Origin of the sequence: Tahibacter soli, from assembly GCF_025717065.2 — a bacterium.
GTDB lineage: Bacteria > Pseudomonadota > Gammaproteobacteria > Xanthomonadales > Rhodanobacteraceae > Tahibacter > Tahibacter soli.
Map to the genome: position 1 here is coordinate 1,315,340 of NZ_JAOVZO020000018.1, position 17,712 is coordinate 1,333,051.

At 68.6% G+C, this 17,712-nt stretch carries 14 protein-coding genes and 1 pseudogene; 3 read left to right on the forward strand and 12 right to left on the reverse strand.

Going from position 1 to position 17,712, the window contains the following annotated elements:
* Positions 1-389: 389 nt before the first annotated feature.
* A complete protein-coding gene (locus OD750_RS19080) occupies positions 390-608 on the forward strand; it encodes a type I toxin-antitoxin system SymE family toxin (RefSeq protein WP_263542132.1) in 219 nt (72 codons plus the stop codon).
* Between the two features lie 77 nt (positions 609-685).
* On the opposite strand, the gene OD750_RS19085 is transcribed toward OD750_RS19080, so the two are convergent.
* The 12 genes and pseudogenes from OD750_RS19085 to OD750_RS19140 all read right to left on the reverse strand — a co-directional run bounded on the left by OD750_RS19085 (position 686) and on the right by OD750_RS19140 (position 16,223).
* Positions 686-1,981: a sensor histidine kinase gene (locus tag OD750_RS19085; protein ID WP_263542131.1), complete on the reverse strand. Its 1,296-nt coding sequence runs from the start codon at positions 1,979-1,981 to the stop codon at positions 686-688.
* The gene (locus OD750_RS19090) at positions 1,978-2,718 is read right to left on the reverse strand and encodes a response regulator (RefSeq protein WP_263542130.1); all 741 of its coding nucleotides are present in this window, start codon (positions 2,716-2,718) and stop codon (positions 1,978-1,980) included. Before OD750_RS19090 ends, OD750_RS19085 begins: the two co-directional genes overlap by 4 nt.
* A gap of 27 nt (positions 2,719-2,745) precedes the next feature.
* On the reverse strand, positions 2,746-3,279 hold the full coding sequence (locus OD750_RS19095; RefSeq protein WP_263542129.1) for a redoxin domain-containing protein: 534 nt from the start codon (positions 3,277-3,279) through the stop codon (positions 2,746-2,748).
* 304 nt (positions 3,280-3,583) lie between these two features.
* Positions 3,584-6,709 carry an efflux RND transporter permease subunit gene (locus OD750_RS19100; RefSeq protein WP_263542128.1) on the reverse strand — a complete coding sequence of 1,042 codons (3,126 nt, stop codon included), beginning with the start codon at positions 6,707-6,709 and terminating at the stop codon, positions 3,584-3,586.
* Positions 6,706-7,926, reverse strand: a complete 1,221-nt coding sequence (locus tag OD750_RS19105) for an efflux RND transporter periplasmic adaptor subunit (RefSeq protein WP_263542127.1) — start codon at positions 7,924-7,926, stop codon at positions 6,706-6,708. Before OD750_RS19105 ends, OD750_RS19100 begins: the two co-directional genes overlap by 4 nt.
* Positions 7,923-9,194, reverse strand: coding sequence for a TolC family protein (locus OD750_RS19110; RefSeq protein ID WP_263542126.1), 1,272 nt, complete (start codon positions 9,192-9,194; stop codon positions 7,923-7,925). The genes OD750_RS19105 and OD750_RS19110 overlap by 4 nt, the downstream gene beginning before the upstream one ends.
* Positions 9,195-9,260: 66 nt before the next feature.
* Complete coding sequence (locus tag OD750_RS19115; protein ID WP_263542125.1) at positions 9,261-9,632, reverse strand: hypothetical protein; 372 nt, start codon at positions 9,630-9,632, stop codon at positions 9,261-9,263.
* 56 nt (positions 9,633-9,688) lie between these two features.
* Entirely contained in the window at positions 9,689-10,822 is a 1,134-nt protein-coding gene (locus tag OD750_RS19120) for a carboxylate-amine ligase (protein ID WP_263542124.1), read from the reverse strand.
* A gap of 378 nt (positions 10,823-11,200) precedes the next feature.
* On the reverse strand, positions 11,201-12,112 hold the full coding sequence (locus OD750_RS19125; protein ID WP_263542123.1) for a cation diffusion facilitator family transporter: 912 nt from the start codon (positions 12,110-12,112) through the stop codon (positions 11,201-11,203).
* Between the two features lie 82 nt (positions 12,113-12,194).
* A pseudogene (locus OD750_RS19130) lies at positions 12,195-12,317 on the reverse strand (IS5/IS1182 family transposase); the annotation flags it as partial.
* Between the two features lie 37 nt (positions 12,318-12,354).
* A complete protein-coding gene (locus OD750_RS19135; protein ID WP_263542122.1) occupies positions 12,355-12,834 on the reverse strand; it encodes an OmpA family protein in 480 nt (159 codons plus the stop codon).
* Positions 12,831-16,223: an RHS repeat domain-containing protein gene (locus OD750_RS19140; RefSeq protein ID WP_272842056.1), complete on the reverse strand. Its 3,393-nt coding sequence runs from the start codon at positions 16,221-16,223 to the stop codon at positions 12,831-12,833. Before OD750_RS19140 ends, OD750_RS19135 begins: the two co-directional genes overlap by 4 nt.
* Positions 16,224-16,423: 200 nt before the next feature.
* On the opposite strand from OD750_RS19140, the gene OD750_RS19145 reads away from it, so the two are divergent.
* Together OD750_RS19145 and OD750_RS19150 are read left to right on the forward strand one after the other, a co-directional pair.
* Complete coding sequence (locus OD750_RS19145; protein WP_272842057.1) at positions 16,424-16,561, forward strand: hypothetical protein; 138 nt, start codon at positions 16,424-16,426, stop codon at positions 16,559-16,561.
* Positions 16,562-17,199: 638 nt separating this feature from the next.
* Positions 17,200-17,712, forward strand: a 513-nt coding sequence (locus OD750_RS19150) for a hypothetical protein (RefSeq protein ID WP_272842058.1), incomplete at its 3' end; no start/stop codon positions are given.

Below are 17,712 nucleotides of genomic sequence, written 5' to 3' on the forward strand. Positions count from 1 at the left end.
CCGGCGTAGGCCGGTATCCAGCTTTTTGCGCAAAGTAAACACGTAGACGTCAAGTCACGCCACGCCTAGCCCTCTCCCCCAAAACGCTTTTGGGGGAGAGGGTTGGGTGAGGGGGCGACGCTCAGTTCTTCGTTGCGACTCCGTCTCGGCGAGAAGCCAAAGCTCGCCGCGTTGAACGCAATACAAAGCTCGCTGCGGTCGTCTCAGCCTAGCACCGTGCTCGGCACGTCAAGGACTGCGCAAGTTCGATAAAACCGAATCCTTGACGTGCCTGCGCGCGGCGCTCTGAAAGGTCGCCCACAGCGACCAATCGCTCAAGGGCAAAGCGCGAACGGCGCGGTTGCTGCCACGCCGTTCGCTAACCAAAACCCACTGGATAGGAGTGGATCGTGGCCAAGCCCAAGCATACTTCGCCAACATCTTCCACAAAGCACATCCGCATCGGTACGGCTTACTACCCGTCGATCGACGGTTCGCCGAATCGTCCGGTTCGCGCAGTCCCTTACATCCGCCTGCGAGGCACCTGGCTCGTCGACGCCGGCTTCTCGCCCGGCGACATCGTCACCATCCGCGCCACCCGCGGCCGCCTCGCGATCGCCCGCGCCTGACGCAAGCATCCGGAAGCCTCGCCCGTCGAGGCTTCCGCTCGTCCGCGATCGGTCGGTTCGTTCGCGTGTCCGGTGACTCAGCAAGGCAACCGCAACCCCGCCTCCAACCCGCCGCCCTCCCGATTGCGCAACACCAGCGCACCGCCGAGCGCCGCCGCCAGTTGCTGCGCGATCGCAAGCCCGAGTCCTGTTCCGCCCGTATCGCGATTGCGCGACGCTTCGAGCCGGTAGAACGGGTGCAGTACCGCGCCGAGTTCTTCCGCCGGTATGCCCGGCCCGCGATCGCGCACATGGATCGTCACCGCGCCGTCTTCGTCGTCGACCGCGACCTCGGCACTGCCGGCGTATTTGATCGCATTGTCCACAAGGTTGACGAGTACCCGTCGCAGCGCCTGCGGTCGCGTGGTCACGGCCACCGCGGCTGTTTCGGCCAGCGTCACCGCCTTGCCCGTGTCCTGGTAGTCGCAGACCAGGCTGTCCAGAAACGCGTGCAGGTCGAGCCGCAGCGCCGGTTCCATCGCGCCGTCGACGCTGCGCGCATACGCCACGCCGTCGCGCACCAGGTGCTGCATCTCGGTCAGGTCGCCGAGCAGCTTGGCGCGTTCGGGCACGTCGTCCATCGCGTCGACGCGCAGCCGCAGCCGCGTGATCGGCGTCTGCAGGTCGTGCGAGATCGCCGCGAGTATCTGCAGGCGTTCCTTCAAATGCTGCGCGATGCGATCCTGCAGCGCGTTGAACGCGGCAACGGCTTGCGCGACTTCCGTCGGTCCGCCTTCCGGAAGGCGCGCCGCGTCGCTGCCGGGGCGCATCGACGCCGCCGCGTCGGCGAGTTTGGCGAGCGGCCGCGTCGCCAGGCGCACCGCGATCCACGCGCACGCGAGCAGCAGTACGACCTGCGCGACGAGCACGAACGGCAGCCATTGCGCGATCGGCATGACCGACGGCGTGACTTCGATCGTCAGCGGCGCACCGTCGCTGAGGTTCAGATGCACCTGGTAGCGCTCGGGCCGCGTCGACGTGGTATTCGCGCGCACGGCAAACCGTTCGCCGACCACGCCGGCGATCAGCGTCGTCACGCGCTGCGCGCGTTCGCTCAGCGGCGCGTCGCCGGCCTGTCCCGCGTCGAGCAGATAGCGATAGGTGCGGCGCTGCAGACGATCGATCCATCGGCCGCGTTCGTCCGCGGGCAGGCGGTCGAGCAGCGCGACCGACGTCGCGACGTCCTGCTCGAGATTGCTCAGCATCATCGCCGTGGCGGTGACGTAGCGCTCGTAGAACAGCAGCCCGAACGACAGGCCGTGCGCCAGCAGCAGGCCGACGACGAGTATCAGCGTGAGGCGCGCGGCCAGCGTGCGCGGCAGCCGCGGCTTCATGCGCCGTCGTCCAGCAGCGTGACGGCCTGACAGAACACGTAGCCTTCGTTGCGCACGGTCTTGATGTACGCCGCTTCGCCGGCGTCGTCGCGCAGGCGCTGGCGCAGGCGGCTGACCAGAAGATCGATCGAGCGGTCGAACGCGTCGGCGTCACGCCCCTGCGTGAGGTTCAGCAGCTGGTCGCGGCTGAGCACGCGCTGCGGATGGTCGAGAAAAACGCGCAGCAGGCGAAACTCCGCGCCGCTCAAGGCGACCGCCGTGCCTTGCGCGTCCAGCAGATGCCGCGCCGTGGTATCGAGCCGCCACTGCCCGAACGCGAGCAGGCGGCTCGCTTCGCTGATCTGCAGGTTCGGCGGCAGCATGCGCGTGCGACGGATCACCGCCTTGATCCGCGCGAGCAGTTCGCGTGCGGAGAACGGCTTGGTCACGTAGTCGTCGGCGCCCATTTCGAGGCCGATGATGCGATCGGTTTCGTCGTCCCGCGCGGTCAAGAGCACGATCGGAATCGCGCGGTGCTTGCCCGCGCGCAGGTTGCGGCACAGCACGAGGCCGTCGTCGCCGGGCATCATCACGTCGAGCACGATAAGGTCGACCGGCGTGGTTTCGAGGATCGCGCGCATCTCGCGGCCGTCGGCCGCGAGCGACGTGCGCAGGCCGTTCTTCGCGAGGTAGTCGCCGACCATCCGGCGGATTTCCCCGTCGTCGTCGACGACGAGGATGTGATCGGGCTGTTCCATGGAGAATCCTTGCGGCCGTTGCGTCGATTATGCGTCGGGCGCGGTCGCCGTCGCGTCCCCGAGCAGCGCCCGGATGCGCGCCTCGGTGTCGGCGTAGCCGCCTTCGCCGATATGGCGGTAGACCACGCGTCCGTCGCGGTCGATCAGGTACAGCACCGGCCAGTAGCGGTTCGCGTACGCGTCCCAGGTGCGGTAGTCGTTGTCCTGCGCGACCGCGTACTCGATCCGCAGGCGCTTGACGGCGGCGTCGACGTTCGCGTCGACTTTTTCGGATTCGTATTCGGGCGTGTGCACGCCGACCACGACGAGGCTGTCCTTCGCGTACTGCCGATGCCATGCGTTCACATGCGGCACGACGTTCAGGCAGTTGCCGCATTCGAAGGTCCAGAATTCCACGAGTACCACTTTGCCGCGCAACTGCGCCATCGTCAGCGGCGCGCTGTTGATCCAGCGCTTGATGCCGGCGAATTCGGGCGCGGTTTGCGGCTCGGCGTAAGACGACGGCGCGCAGGCGGCGAGGGTGAGGAAAAGACAAAGAACGGCGAGCATGCGACGCAACATGATGGCTCCTTCATGCGACAGAAGTATGGAGCGGCTGTCATGGTCCGACAGACCGGCTCCGCGCGACGGATCGTTCAGGCACGTGCTCGACTGAGCCGGCTCGGTCGAGCCGGCGCGACCGGGCCCGTTCGACGGAGGCCGCGTGGCTGCCGACCGCGGTGCGCAGTCTTTCAATCGCGTGTCGGCGAACGATGTCGGGAAACGTCGGCGGTGCAAGCACGTGTATGCGGCGCGGCGGCGGATACAAACGGATACAAACGCGCGGCTTGCCATGGCCGGCGCGAGTCGCCGATGCCGAGTAGTTTCATGATCGCGGCCGGCGCAGCAGCCGATACACGACCGGCAGCACGAACATCGACAGCAGCGGCGCCGAGATCATGCCGCCGATCATCGGCACGGCGATGCGTTCGAGGATTTCCGCGCCGGCGCCGTCGCCGAACGTCATCGGCGCGAGGCCCGCGAGGATCACCGCGACCGTCATCGCCTTCGGCCGCACGCGCTGCACCGCGCCTTCGCGGATCGCGGCGACGAGCGTCGCGTCGGTCGACGCTTCGCCCGCCGCGAGGCGCCGCTCCCATGCCTGCTTCAGGTAGACGAGCATGACGACGCCGAACTCGGCCGCGACGCCGGCGAGCGCGATGAAGCCGACCGCGGTGGCGACCGAGTACGCGTGGCCGTACGCGTAGACGAGCCACGCGCCGCCCACGAGCGCGAACGGCACGCTCGCGAGAATCAGGAACGCTTCGTCCCAGCGCCGGAACGTTGCGTAGAGCAGCACGGCGATGATCGCGAGCGTCGCCGGCACCGCGACGGCGAGCCGCGAGCGCGCGCGCTCGTAGTGCTCGAACTGTCCCGACCACGCGATCGACGTGCCCGGCGGCAGCGCGACGTCGCGCGCGACGCGGTCGCGCAGGTCGGCGACGACCGACGCGAGGTCGCGGCCGCGCACGTCGAGGTAGACCCAGGCGGACAGTCGCGCGTTTTCGCTCTTGATCATCGCCGGACCGTCGGCGATCGCGATGCGCGCGACGTCGCCCAGGCGGACCTGCGCGCCGCTCGCGGTCGCGAGCGGCAGGTCGCGCAGCGCCTGCACGCCGTCGCGGCGTTCGCGCGGATAGCGCACGCCGATCGGAAACCGGCGCCGTCCGTCGACGACCTCGCCGATCGTCTCGCCGCCGATCGCGGCCGCGACCACGGCATGCACGTCGGCGACGGCCAGGCCGTAGCGCGCCGCGGCCGCGCGGTCGACGTCGATATCGACGTAGCGGCCCGCGGACGCGCGCTCGGCGAGCGCCGAATGCACGCCGGGCACGGTCTTCGCGACGGCTTCGACATCGCGCGCGACGGCCTCGACCGTGGCGAGGTCGCCGCCGCCGACCTTCACGCCGATCGCGCTCTTGACGCCGGTCGCGAGCATGTCGAGACGATTGCGGATCGGCGGCACCCACAGGTTCGTCAGGCCGGGCACCTGCACGGCGCGGTCGAGTTCGGCGAGCAGCCGCTCGGGCGTCATGCCGGCGCGCCATTCGCCGCGCGGCTTGAAACGTACGGTCGTTTCGATCATCTCCATCGGCGCGGGATCGGTCGCGGTGTCGGCGCGGCCGATCTTGCCGAACACGCTCGCCACTTCCGGCACGCCGCGGATCATCCTGTCGGTCTGCTGCAGGATCTGCGCGGCCTTGCCGGCAGCGAGGCCGGGCAGGGCGGTCGGCATGTACAACAGGTCGCCTTCGTCGAGCGGCGGCAGGAATTCGCCGCCGCTGCGCGCGACCGGCCACGCCGTGGCGGCGAGCGCCGCGAACGCGAGCGCGAGCGTCGCGCGCGGAAAGCGCAGCGCGAGATCGAGCGCCGGCCGGTACGCGGCGACGAGCGCGCGCGACAGCGGATTGTCGTGCTCGTTGCGGATTTTTCCACGTATCCAGAAAACCATCAGTACCGGAACGAGCGTGACCGAAAGGCCGGCCGCCGCCGCCATCGCCCAGGTCTTCGTCCAGGCGAGCGGCGCGAACAACCGGCCTTCCTGGCCCGTGAGCGCGAACACCGGCACGAACGACAGCGCGACGATCACGAGGCTCGCGAACAGCGCGGGTCCGACTTCGACCGCGGCGTCGCCGATCAGCCGCGCGCGCGCCGCGGCGTCGAGCGTTTCTTCGGGCCGCGCCTGTCCGTGCGCTTCGAGGTGCTTGTGCGCGTTCTCGACCATCACGATCGCCGCGTCGACCATCGCGCCGATCGCGACGGCGATGCCGGCGAGCGAGAGGATGTTCGCGTCGATGCCCTGTGCGCGCATCGCGACGAACGCCGCGAGCACGCCGAGCGGCAGCGCGACGATCGCGACGAGTGCCGAGCGCAGGTGGAACAGGAACAGCGCGCAGACGAGCGCGACGACGACGAATTCCTCGACGAGCTTCGTCGCGAGGTTGCCGATCGCGCGATCGATCAGCGCGGAGCGGTCGTACGTCTCGACGATCTCGACGCCGCGCGGCAGCCCCTCGCGCAGCAGCGCGAGCTTCGCCTTGACCGCGGCGATCGTCGCGCGTGCGTTCTCGCCGGCGCGCATGACGACGATGCCGCCGGCGACTTCGCCTTCGCCGTCGAGTTCGGCGACGCCGCGCCGCATCGCCGGCCCCGTCTGCACGCGCGCGACGTCGGTCAGCGGCACCGGCACGCCGCGTGCGTCGGTCTTCACCGCGATCGCCGCGAAATCGTCGAGCGAGCGCAGCCGGCCGCGCGCGCGCACCATGTATTCGGCTTCGGCGAGTTCGAGCACCGAGCCGCCGGCTTCGCCGTTCGCGCGCTGCACCGCGTCGACCACGTCGGCGTGCGTGATGCCGGCCGCGCGCAGGCGGTCGGGATCGAGCACGATCTGGTATTCGCGCACCATGCCGCCGACGGCCGCGACTTCGGCGACGCCCGGCACGCTCTTGAGTTCGTAGCGCAGAAACCAGTCCTGCAGCGCGCGCAGGTCGGCGAGGTCGTGCGTGCCGGCGCGGTCGACGAGCGCGTATTCGTAGATCCAGCCGACGCCGGTCGCGTCGGGACCGAGCGTCGCGACGGCGCCGCGCGGCAGCCGCGTCTGCGCCTGGTTGAGATACTCGAGCACGCGCGAACGTGCCCAGTACAGGTCGACGCCGTCGTCGAACAGCACGTAGACGTAGGAATCGCCGAACAGCGACGTGCCGCGCACGGTTCGCGTGCGCGGCACGGACATCAGCGCCGCCGCGAGCGGATACGTCACTTCGTCTTCGACGCGCTGCGGCGACATGCCGGGCCACGTCGTGCGCACGATCACCTGCACGTCGGAAAGGTCGGGCAGCGCGTCGACCGGCGTGGCGCGCAGCGCGTACAGGCCCAGCACCGCGAGTGCGAACGCGGCGAGCAGCACCAGCGCGCGATGCGCGAGCGCGGCGCGTATCGTGCGCGCGATCATGGCGACACCTGCGCGCCGTCGAGCCGCGCCAGCACGCCGGCGAGGCTCGCTTCGGAGTCGATCAGGAACTGGCCCGATCGCACGACTTCCTCGCCGTCGACGAGGCCCGCGAGCACCGCGGTGCGGCCGTCCGCCTCGTCGCCGATGCGTACCTCCTGCGCGCGAAACCGCCCGTCGTCGAGCGCGACGATCACGACGTGCCGCGTGCCCGTCGCGATCACCGCTTCGGTCGGCACGAGCACGGCGTCGGGCGACGCGGTCACGGCGATGCGTACCTGCGCGACCATGCCCGGCGCGAGGCGCCGGTCGGGATTGGCGAGGACGATGCGCGCGGTCTGCGTGCGCGTCGCCGCGTCGACGTCGGGCAGCAGCGCGTCGACGATGCCCGAGAGCGTCTCGCCGCGCAGCGCGGCGACGTCGATCTGCACGGGTGCGCCGGGTACGACGCGCCCGGCGTCGGTCTGCGCTATGCCTGCGTCGATCCACACGGTGTCGAGGCCGCTGATGCGCAGCAGCAGCGCGCCGGCCGCGACGCTCGCGCCTTCGCGCACGGCGAGGTCGGCGACGACGCCGGCGCGCGGCGCGACGATCGTCACGCGCGCGGGCGCGACGCCGCGGCGTTCGAGCGCGCGGATGTCGGTCTCGCTCATGCCGATCAGCGCGAGCCGCGTACGCGCCGCGTCGCGCAGCGCGTCGAGACCCGGCGCGCTCGCGCGGCGCAGCGACAGGTACTCGGCCTGCGCGGCGGTCCATTCCGGCGCGATCAGCGTCGCCAGCGGCTGGCCGTGCGCGACGACGCTGCGCGGCGTACGCACGTGCAGGCGTTCGACGATGCCGGCGACGCGTGCCGTCACGTCGGCGACGGCGCGCTCGTCGAAGGCGACGAGCGCCGTCGCGCGCACGGTCGCCGTCAACGCGCCGCGTTCGGCGCGCGCGGTCCGCACGCCGAGGTTCTGCACGATGCGCGGATCGATCGCGACGACGCCGTCGGCGGCGTCTTCGCCGGCGTACTTCGGCACGAGGTCCATGTCCATGAACGGCGAGCGGCCGGGTTGTTCGAAATGCTTGTCCGGCACCATCGGGTCGTACCAGTACAGCACCCGGCGTTCGGCCGGCGCGGGCGCGGGCGGTTCGCCGCGGCGCGCGGCGAGCAGGCCGATGGCGATGCCGGCGGCGAGCGCGGCGGCGATGGCGATTGCGGCGACGATCGGTTTCATGGCTGCCCCTCCTGCGCGAACGCATACGCGAGCGTGGCCCAGGCATCGGCGAGCGAACGTTCGACGTCGGAAAATGCGAGCCGTTTTTCAACGGCGTCGTCGAAGGCGAGCAGCGTCGCGGCAAGATCGCCGCGGCCGCCGCGATAGGCGGCGAGCGCGGCGTCCGCGCGCGCGTCGGCGAGCGGCAGCAGGTCGCGTTCGTAGCGGCGCGCGCGGTCGGCGGCGCTGCGCCAGGCGAGCAGCGTCTTGCGCAGTTCGGCCCCGTGGCGTTGCCGCGCGTCGTCGCGTTCGGCGTCGAGGCGCTCGATCGCGGCCTCTTTCGCGGCGATCAGCGGATCCTGCCGGCGGTGCGCGAACAGCGGCAGCGGCACGCGCACCTGCAACGACACCATGTTCGCGTAGGCGCCGCCGCGCTGCGCGTACATCAGTTCCAACGACCAGTCGGGCCGTTTGCGCGCACGCGCGAGCGCGGCGTCGGCTTGCGCGGCGCGCTCCGCCGCGTCGTAGGCGACGAGTTCGCGGTGATGGTCGAGCCGCGCCGGCAGCGCGTCGGGATCGGCGCCGAGATCGAACCAGTCGGGCGCTTCGCCGAGCGCGCGGTCGGCGAGGTCGGGCAGCCAGCGCGCGAGTTCGATGCGCGCGGCGTCGCGTTCCGCCGCGGTCGCGGCGATGCGGTCGTCGAGCGCCGCGAGCGCGGTCCGAGCGGCGATGCCGTCGGCCGCGCCGCCGCGGCCGGCGACGAGCGCGGCTGTCGCGGCGTCGGCGTTCAACTGCGCGCGGGGTCGCAGCGTCTGCAGCGCGTCGACACGCGCCTGCAACGCCGACGCGGCGATCCACGCGTGCGCGACGGATTCGCGCACGGCGAGGCGTTCGGCGGCGAGCAGCGCGCGTTCGCGGTCGAGTTCGCCGGCGGCACGTTCGACGTTCGCACGGCGCGTGTCGCGCCGCGTGAACGTCTGCATCACGCCGATCGTGCGCATCGTCATCGAATCGCGCGATACCGCGAACGCGTCGGCCCCGTCGACGGGCAGATTGTCGACGCCGAACACGAGCTCCGGATCGGGCAGTTCGCCGGCCGGCGTCAGCGCGGCCGTGGCCTCGGCGACGCCGGCCTCGCGCGCGCGGAGCGCCGGCGCCTGCGCCTCGGCGAGCGCGACGGCCTGCGCGAGCGACAGCGGTTCGTCCGCGCCGGCGATGGAGGAAAGTAAAAAGGTGGAAATGGCGGCGGCGCGGCAGACGCGCGCGGCAAGGCTCGATAGCGGGTTCATGGCGATTCCGGCAGGCAGGACGAACGGCCGCGCGACGCGCGGCCCCCGATCAATCCCGGCGGAATCTCAAATCTGGTACGAGCAGAACCGCACGGTCAGCGGTGGCGGATGCGCCTTGCCGAAACGCGGCGCGCCGTCGCGCTCGGCCGTCGGTACGATGCGCGACGGCGCGACGGCCCACGCGGTCGCGGGGACGAGCGCGGGCGGCACGCTCAGCGCGGGCGCCTGGTCGACCTTGCCGCTCGTGGGGCTGCAATGCTCGCGGCAGCGGCCGGGGTCGGAGCGGTCCTGCGCATGGCACGGCGGCTCGGCCTCGACGCTTGCGAGCGCCGCGGCGACCTGCGGACACAGGTACGTCGCCATCGCGAGCTGCTGGAACAGAAGTCCCAGCAGCGCGAACAGCGCGATCCAGCGGCGGCGGCGACGAGTGAGCGGCATGCGATCGAAGGACAGCGAAACGCCCGGAGAGTTCGCCCTATCTTACCGCGCGCGTCTCAGCGCGCCAGCGTCGCGGCGATCAGCCAGTCGACGACGTGCTGCAGCGCGAGCAGGCGGCTGTCGCCGGCGTCGCGGCGCGCGCGATACACCGCGAGCTGTTCGTGCGCGCTCGATCCGCGCCGCACGATGTGCGTCAGGTGCGCGATCTCGCGCTCGCAATCGAACGATGCCGCCTCCGGTGCGAGAATCGCGACGAGCCGTTCGAGCATCGCCTCGAACGGCACGGCGACCGCCGCCGCCTCGTCGATCAGCGACGCCTCGACGCCGTAGCGCTTGGCGCGCCAGCGGTTTTCGTCGATCACGCGGCGCGTCAGCGTCGTGCGCACGGCGCCGAGTTCGGGGCGACGCACGTACGCGGCGACGAGGCAGCGGAACGCCGCGGCGATCGCGAGCGCGTCGTCGAGGTGCGTGCACGAATCGGCGATGCGCAGTTCGAGCGTGGGATAGCGCGACGACGGGCGGATCGCCCACCACAGAAAACTGCCGTCGCGCATCGCGCCGCACTTGGCGAGGAGGTCGACGAACGCGCCGTACTCGGCTTCGTTCGCGAAGAAATCGGGAATGCCGGTACGCGGCCACTCGTCGTACGCGGCCTGGCGATAGCCGACGAGGCCGGTGCGCTGGCGGTTCCAGAACGGCGACGACGTCGACAGCGCGAGCAGCACGGGCAGCCACGGCATGATGCGGTTCATCAGCGCCACGCGGTCGACGCCCGGCGGCACGGCGACGTGCACGTGCAGCGCGCACAGGAGGTTGCGGCGGCCGATGATCTGGAAATCGTCCATCAGCGAGTCGTAGCGCGGCTTGTCGGTGTGCACCTGTTCGCGCCACGCGCCGAGCGGATGCGTGCCGGCGGCGACGAGCCGCAGCTCGTGTCCGGCGGCGATGCGGCCGACGCCTTGCCGCAATGCGTCGAGCGACTCGCGCGCAGCGGCCGCCGACGTCAGCACGGGCGTGGCGATCTCGACCTGCGACTGCAGCATTTCGTGTTGCACGCTCTCGCCCATGTGCGCGCGGCATTCGCGCACGAACGCCTTCGGCACGTGCGTGACGGCGTTGCGCGAAACCGCGCTGGCGAGAAAGAATTCTTCCTCGATGCCGTAGGTGTACGGGTGATCGCTTGAGGTCATCGGCCCTCGCAATGGCGGCCGGCGGCCGTCGTTGACGGGTAGGGTGCGCCGGATTCCGCATGACGCGGAGCGGTGCGCACGGCGAGTCAGGTCGACCGGCCGGCAGCGCGAAACCGCTCCGGCGATGCGTTCCGCGCGAAGCGGACGCGGCCCCTGTACGCGATTCGGCATCACGCCGACTCGACCGTACGGATCTTAGCCCGTTGCTGAACGGGCGTCGTTAAAGGTTCATTACGGGAATTGTGGCGAAGTGACTTTGTGCTTCGGCGTGGCGGGCTCGTCAGTCGGCGCGCGCGATGCCGAGCCGCGCGAACCGGTCCGACGCCTCGTCGTCCGTGAGCGCGGCTTCAATCGTCATCCCGCCATGCTGCCAGCACGCTACAGCCAGTCGCGCCGGCTCGTGAACATGATCGTGACCCATTCGGCGCGCAGATCGCCGCCGATGCGCCCGGCAATCGCCGCGCGCACCGCGTCGACGTCGCCCATAGCGCCGAGCGTCGCCTCGGGCGTCAGCAGAATGTGGATATCGATAAAACGCATGCGGCCGACCTTTGCGACGTAGCTCGCGTAGTCGAGATACCCGCGCTCGCGCACGACGTCGCGCATCACCGCGTGCACCTTGCTGTCGAGCGCGTCGGGCGCGAGCTGCAGCACTTCGCGCAGCGCCGGCAGCAGGCTCGCCAGCGGCACCGGCAGCAGGCACAGCGTCAGTGCGAGCAGCACGGCCGGGTCGATGTAGCGCGTCCAGTGCGCGTACGCGGTGCCGTCGATCGCGGCGGCCAGCGCGAAGCCGACCAGCACCGCGAGATTGATCGCGCCGCCGATCAGCCAGCCGCGAGCGTCGAGCGCGAGCAGCGCCGAACCCTGGACTTTCGACTGCCGTCGCACGTACTGCGCCATGACGAGGCTGAACGCGCCGACCAGCGCGGCCCAGGCCGCGCCGATGCCGAATGCGATGTCGCGGCCGCCTTCGATCAGATCCTGCACGGCCGTGATCGCGGCATAGCCGCACGTCATCGCGAGCACCGCCGCGTTGAACACGACGACCAGCGGTTCGAGATGCCAGTAGCCGAACTGGAAGCGCCGGCTGCCTTCGCTCGCGACGAGCCGCGACACCGCGAGCGCGCCGGTCGTGAGCACCACGTCGATCAGCGAATAGAAGCCGTCGAACGCGATCGCCTGCGAACGCAGCAGCACGCCGGCCGCGACGCACGTCGCGCCGATGGCGAGCGTCGCGAGGATCGAAAATTTCAGCAGGCGCTGTTCGTGTGCAGTGTCGATCGACGACATCTATTGCCTCCGGATCTGGCGGAATCGCGGGCGTCCGCCGTGAGAGGTTGGCGATCGTGGTGTCAGGGTGTCAAGACGCGCACTACCTGGTGTTTTTCGTCAATTCCTTGAATCTCGCATTGGTGTGGCCGAACTGCCGTTTGATCACCCGCAACGGATGCTCGACCTTGGCTCGTATCGACGCCTTGAGGTGTTCCAATTCCTCCATCGCATGTCGACGCAGCAGCCTATTCAGACCATCCCTAATCCTCAACTATTAAATTTACCTCAACCCGTCGATTCCTCTGCCTTCCTTCCTCGGTATTGTTGTCGCCAATAGCCATGCGATTCCCAAGGCCTTCGGGTGGTTTCAGGCTGTGCGTCATAACGCCTTGACTTAAAAACCAATCGTAGACAATTTTTGCCCTTCGCAGAGACAGCGCATCGCAATCTTGCGCGATACATTCTCTGTCATCGGTAAAGCCAACTATTTCCACACGAAAACTCGGATTGCTTTTCAGAAACTCGGAGTCGTCTTTGAGTGCGCCCAAATTTTCGACCACCGACGGAGCAAGTGACTCCTGCAACGAATCACCGACACTCGGACGATAGGAGGAAAACTTAGCCCCCTTGAATTCAGCGGACGCGCTCATTGTTTCAGGATATTCCTTTAGATTTCGTCCGCCGCAGGCAACCGGCGGCAGCACAAAAAAAAGTGCCGCAATTGGAAGAAATTTTCTCATTGACCGCCTCCCGGGCCGCAACTTCCAGACGTACTCTCTCCGCAAAATATTTTGATGGAACCTTCTGCTTGACGCTCTATATTATCCAAACTAATTCCCGTGAATGGCGTCCATCCATCCCGGGCGGAGCCCGCGTAACCCACCGCCTTCTGGAAGTATGCCTGCGCGGTGTACGCTTTCACTTCCGATTCCTTCCGTTCCATTCGCGAATTTTCGTTGCGACCACGCTCTACATCATCCAATCCATGTGAGCCTTCGTGAATGATGTCTCCGGCACGCTCCAGCACCTCCCGGACATTTCCAAACGAGATCGCGATGGTTCCATCTTCCCACAGCGACTGAGTCGCTTGAATCAAGCCGCCTTTTTCACTGAACGATATTTGGACGCTACTATCTCCTTTTTCCCCGTAGAGCTTGACGATGGATGCCAGAACCCGTCGTTCCTCGCCGGTTAGCTTTTCGCTCGTCGACGCTTCTTTTGCAATTCCGAGCTCCTTCTCGAAGCTGTTGCATTGCTCTTCGCTTCCAGAGCACGCCCATTGCCCGGTGGGATCGATGAACCTGTATGGATTGTCGTTCGCATACCAGTATCGATTGAAACTCGCCGCATCCGCCGCGACCGGGTCAACCGCCAGAAACCTCCCCGCATACGGATCGTAATACCGCGCCTGCATGTAGGAGAGCCCCGTCTCCGCGTCCGCGACATGCCCCGTGTACCCCGGCGCCGACTGCGGCGTCGGACCCCATCCATACGGCAGATAGTTCTCGCGCGCCGACGGCGTGCCGTTCGCATCGGTCCTGCGCACCGGCGAACCGAGTCCGTCGGTGTGGACGTAGCGACGTCCCGCCGTGCCGTCTTCGGCGATCAGATGCCGGCCGAGGTAGACGTAGCGCTTCGTGCCGCCGCCGCTCGGGGGATAGTTCGCGTCGCCTTGCTGGAAGCCGTTCCTGAAGATCCCGTCGCTCGTTACCGGCGCACTCTGGTACAGCAGCTGACCGGCCTGGCCGTACACCTGCACCGTCGTCGCGCCGTTCTTCGTGACCGTCGTGCGACGGCCGTGCCCGTCGTAGCGGTAGCTCGCGACGTTCGGTCCGATCGCCTTGATGCGGTCGGCCAGATCGATCGCGAACGTCTGCGCGTTGCGCTGCGTGACACGCCCGCGCGCGTCGGTGACGTACGCGATGACGTTCGTCGCGCCGGCCGCGATGCGTTCCAGGCGCTGCGTCGTCGCGTGGTAGTGGTGCGTCCAGTTCAGGCCCGGCGCGACCGTCGTGCGCAGGTTGTCGAGCGGGTCGTAGCCGAACGTGTGCGCGCCGTTCCACAACGCGGCATTCGTCGCGCTCGTCAGCCGGTCGAGATCGTCATACGTCATCGTCCGCGTGAACGTGCCGCCGAGGCCGTCGGCGATACCTGTCACATTCGCGTTCTCGTCGAACGTATAGGCGTCGTTGAGCACACCGGTATCGGTGCTGTTGCTCGGCAATCCGCGCACGTTCTGCCGCGTCGTATGTGCGATGTTGTTGCCGTAGCGGAAGTTCGCCAGCGCGCCGTTCGGGTGCGTGGCGATCTGCGTCGCATAGTTGCCGACCTGCGTCGCTTCGCCCAGCGCGTTCGGTGCGTAGCTCACGGTCGTGCCGTCGGGATAGCGCAGGCTCGCGGCATGCCCGTTCGCGGTGTACGTGTAGTCGATGGAATAGTTCACGCCGCCCAGCGACAGCGTTTCGTTCGTCGACAGGCGCCGGCGGTTGTACGTCGTCGTCCACGTGCTGTTGTCCGACGCGATCGTTTCGAGCAGGCCGTCGGCGGTATATGTGCGCGTGATCGGCAATGTCACGCCGTCGGCGTAGGTCGTCGCCGTCAGGCGGTTGACGGCATCGTACGTGTACGTCGCCTTCTGGTTCGCCGCCACGCCGCCCTGTTCGCAGCTCGACGTACTCGTCAGGTTCTGTCCGGTCGCCTTCCATTCGACGCGATCGGCGCTGTCGTACGCCTGCACCGTCGCGCCGCTTTCCGGTTCGATCGTCTTGCACAGGCGCTGCTGCGGGTCGTAGACGTAGCGCCGAACCGCGCTGACCGCATTGCCCTGGTAGGTGCCGCTGCGCGTCATCGACAGCGGCTTGCCGAACACGTCGCGCACGATCGTCGTAACGGCCGTTTCCGGCGCGCTGATCACCAGCGGCGCCGATTCGTCCGGTTCGTCGAACGCCTGGAACGTCGTCGTCGCGATCTTGCCGCGCGCGTTCGTCGTGCGTTTCATGTAGCCGTCGAGCCAGCGCACCGATGTGGCCAGCGTGCCGGCGCCTTCCCAGCTCGCCGCGGTGTCGGTCAGCCGGCCGATTGCGTCATACGTCATCGCCGTACCGGCCGGCAGCGGGTTGACCAGCACCGACGCGATCGTTCGCTGCGGATACGACGCGTAGGTTTCGCGGCCGCCGCTGTCGAAGCGGCGCAGCGTCATGCGCTGCGTGCCGTCGACGTCGGCGGTATCGACGGTGCGTGTCAGCACCGGCCGCCATAGCGCATCGAGGATATTCTCGGTCAGCGCCGTGCCGGTGCCGACCGTCTGCTTCCAGTGCCCGACCGGCAAGCCGTATTCGGGGCCGGCCGGGGCGAACGTCAGCCGCGTATCGTTCCACTCGGGCACGTCGCCGTCGGGATAGTCGATGCGCTTGAGCCGGCCGAGCGGGTCGTACTCGTAACGCGTCGTGAAATTCGCCGGATTCGTCAGCGCGATGATTTCGCCGTAGTCGTTCACGTCGGCGGCGATCGTTCGCGTATCGGCCAGCGTCACCGATCGCGCGATGCCGCGGTGATAGTCCGCGAACGTCGTCGTGTGGTTCGCGCCGTCGGTCTGCGTCCACAGCAGGCCGTTCGGGTGATACCTCATCGTCGTGACCGGCCGGCCGAACCGGCGCGTGGTCGTCCGCGTCGCGGTGATCGGGTCGTACGTGTTCAGGCGCATGACGGCGCCGGTGCCGGTTTCGGTCACCGACGCGATCTGATGCAAGATCCACTTCGCGGTATTGTGGTGATGGACCGTCGCTTCGGTGCGGCGGTGGCCGAGCGTGCTCGATCGCACGACCGTCGTCGGTTCGCCGTAATCGTCGAACGCGATCGCCTCCCACGTGAACGTCGTATCGCGTTCGACGATCTGCCGGCGATCCGGCGGGAACAGCCGCGTCGCCATGTACGTGTCGCCGGATTCGCGGAACGACGTGCCGATGTCCGCCGGATACGGGCCGGCGTCCGGCGCGCGATGCCGGTACGTCGTCGTGCGCAGCGCCGACGATCCGTTCCAGCCGATGTCGACGCTCAGCAAGCGCCCTTCGTCCTCGCGATACTTCGTGCCGAACGTATGGCGATTCGTATTGCCTTCCGGGTCGGTCACCGCGACCGTCTTCGTACGCGGGCAGCCGGCGCCGCAGGCATCGCCGATCGCGTTGTTCTGCGCGGGCGAATACGCATAAGTCCACGTCGAGCGAAGCGATGCCGGGGCCGGTCAGCGTCTTGGACGTCAGCGCCCAGGTGTCGAACACTTCCGGATCGCGTTCGAAACCGAGCTGACCGCCGTTCGGCAGGTTGTAGACGATGCAGTTGCTCGCCCGCGCCGGCATGAACGAGCGGCCGTGGTGGCGCGGCTCGACGACGAACGTGCCGGTCGCGCCGGACGGGTGGGTGATCGTGCCGCGGCGCGAGGTCGCGCCGCCGAAGGTGCCGGCCGTGTAGCTGCCCGCACCGACGTTCGAGCAGGTCACCGAGGTCAGGCCATACGAGATATTGGCATCGGTCAGCGACCCGAGCGCGAACGTCCACTTCGTGTTGTCGGGGAGCTTGACCTCGGTGAGGTCGCCGACGGCGCCGTAGGAATACGTCCACACGCGCGCGCCGGCCGTTACCGTCTTGATGCGATGGCTCGTGCCGTCATAGGTCAGAGTCAGCAGGCGGCCGTCGTCCGCCGCGATGCTCAGCAGGCGCGCGCGGTCGGCGCCGGGCGCGGTGTCGTAGGTGTACTGTGCGGTGTTGCCGTAGCGATCGGTGATCCGCGTCGGCAGCATCCGGTATTCGTAGCGGGCGAGCGCATAGGAGCCCGGCAACGGCGTACGCGGCGCGCCGGGTGCGATCGGGTTCGGCTCGGCGTAGCCCTTCGAGACGATCGGCGCGTTGCGACGGACGAGCCAGTCGAACCGGTACTGCGTGCCGTCCGGCGCGAGTGCGACGAACGCTTCGCCCGGCTCGCCCGACGCCGTCGCGTCCAGGCAGCGCAGCAGCCAGCGGCCGGTCGTGACCAGCGGATACGCCTGTCCGTCGACCGGCTGCCACGGCGTACCCGGGTTGCGCAGCAGAACCTCCTGCGAAGCGCCGCCTTGCATGACGAGATGGACGCCGTGCCAGAATTCGTACGACGTGAACGCGCCGCCGTTCGGATTGCTACCGATCACACCCGGCGGCGCGTCGAACCGGCTGCATCGCTTGAGGCGATCCGGGCTGTTCGGGTCGGTGACGATCCAGCCGTCGCGCGCACTGTACGTGGCCGACAGATGCGGGATGTCGAGTTCCCAGTCGCCGAAATGGCCGCGTGCGGCGAGTGCGCCGACGGCGTAGCGGCGGCCGACCGACACCGGCAGCGCGGAGTTGCCCGGCAGGCTGACGTCGGTCGCGGCGAACGACAATGTGCCGTTGTACAGACTGACGCTGTCGCCGAGGAGGTCGGCGCCGAGCGGCGAGATGTCTTCGTTCGCCCGGATGCGTTTGTGGAATTCGGCTTCGACGGAGGTCGAAGCGCCGCCGCCGTCGGGTGCTTCGGGGACGTTGGCGAACGCGCCGGACGTCAGTGCACAGCAGCACCGCCAACCAGTCCCTGTCGATACATCGCACGC

Excerpts from the sequence above, each read along its gene's own strand:
- OD750_RS19100 (WP_263542128.1), bottom strand. The coding sequence starts at position 6,709 with ATGATCGCGCGCACGATACGCGCCGCGCTCGCGCATCGCGCGCTGGTG.
- OD750_RS19120 (WP_263542124.1), bottom strand. The coding sequence starts at position 10,822 with ATGACCTCAAGCGATCACCCGTACACCTACGGCATCGAGGAAGAATTC.
- OD750_RS19085 (WP_263542131.1), bottom strand. The coding sequence starts at position 1,981 with ATGAAGCCGCGGCTGCCGCGCACGCTGGCCGCGCGCCTCACGCTGATA.
- OD750_RS19135 (WP_263542122.1), bottom strand. The coding sequence starts at position 12,834 with ATGAGAAAATTTCTTCCAATTGCGGCACTTTTTTTTGTGCTGCCGCCG.
- OD750_RS19110 (WP_263542126.1), bottom strand. The coding sequence starts at position 9,194 with ATGAACCCGCTATCGAGCCTTGCCGCGCGCGTCTGCCGCGCCGCCGCC.
- OD750_RS19145 (WP_272842057.1), top strand. The coding sequence starts at position 16,424 with ATGCAGTTGCTCGCCCGCGCCGGCATGAACGAGCGGCCGTGGTGGCGC.
- OD750_RS19115 (WP_263542125.1), bottom strand. The coding sequence starts at position 9,632 with ATGCCGCTCACTCGTCGCCGCCGCCGCTGGATCGCGCTGTTCGCGCTG.
- OD750_RS19125 (WP_263542123.1), bottom strand. The coding sequence starts at position 12,112 with ATGTCGTCGATCGACACTGCACACGAACAGCGCCTGCTGAAATTTTCG.
- OD750_RS19095 (WP_263542129.1), bottom strand. The coding sequence starts at position 3,279 with ATGTTGCGTCGCATGCTCGCCGTTCTTTGTCTTTTCCTCACCCTCGCC.
- OD750_RS19090 (WP_263542130.1), bottom strand. The coding sequence starts at position 2,718 with ATGGAACAGCCCGATCACATCCTCGTCGTCGACGACGACGGGGAAATC.
- OD750_RS19105 (WP_263542127.1), bottom strand. The coding sequence starts at position 7,926 with ATGAAACCGATCGTCGCCGCAATCGCCATCGCCGCCGCGCTCGCCGCC.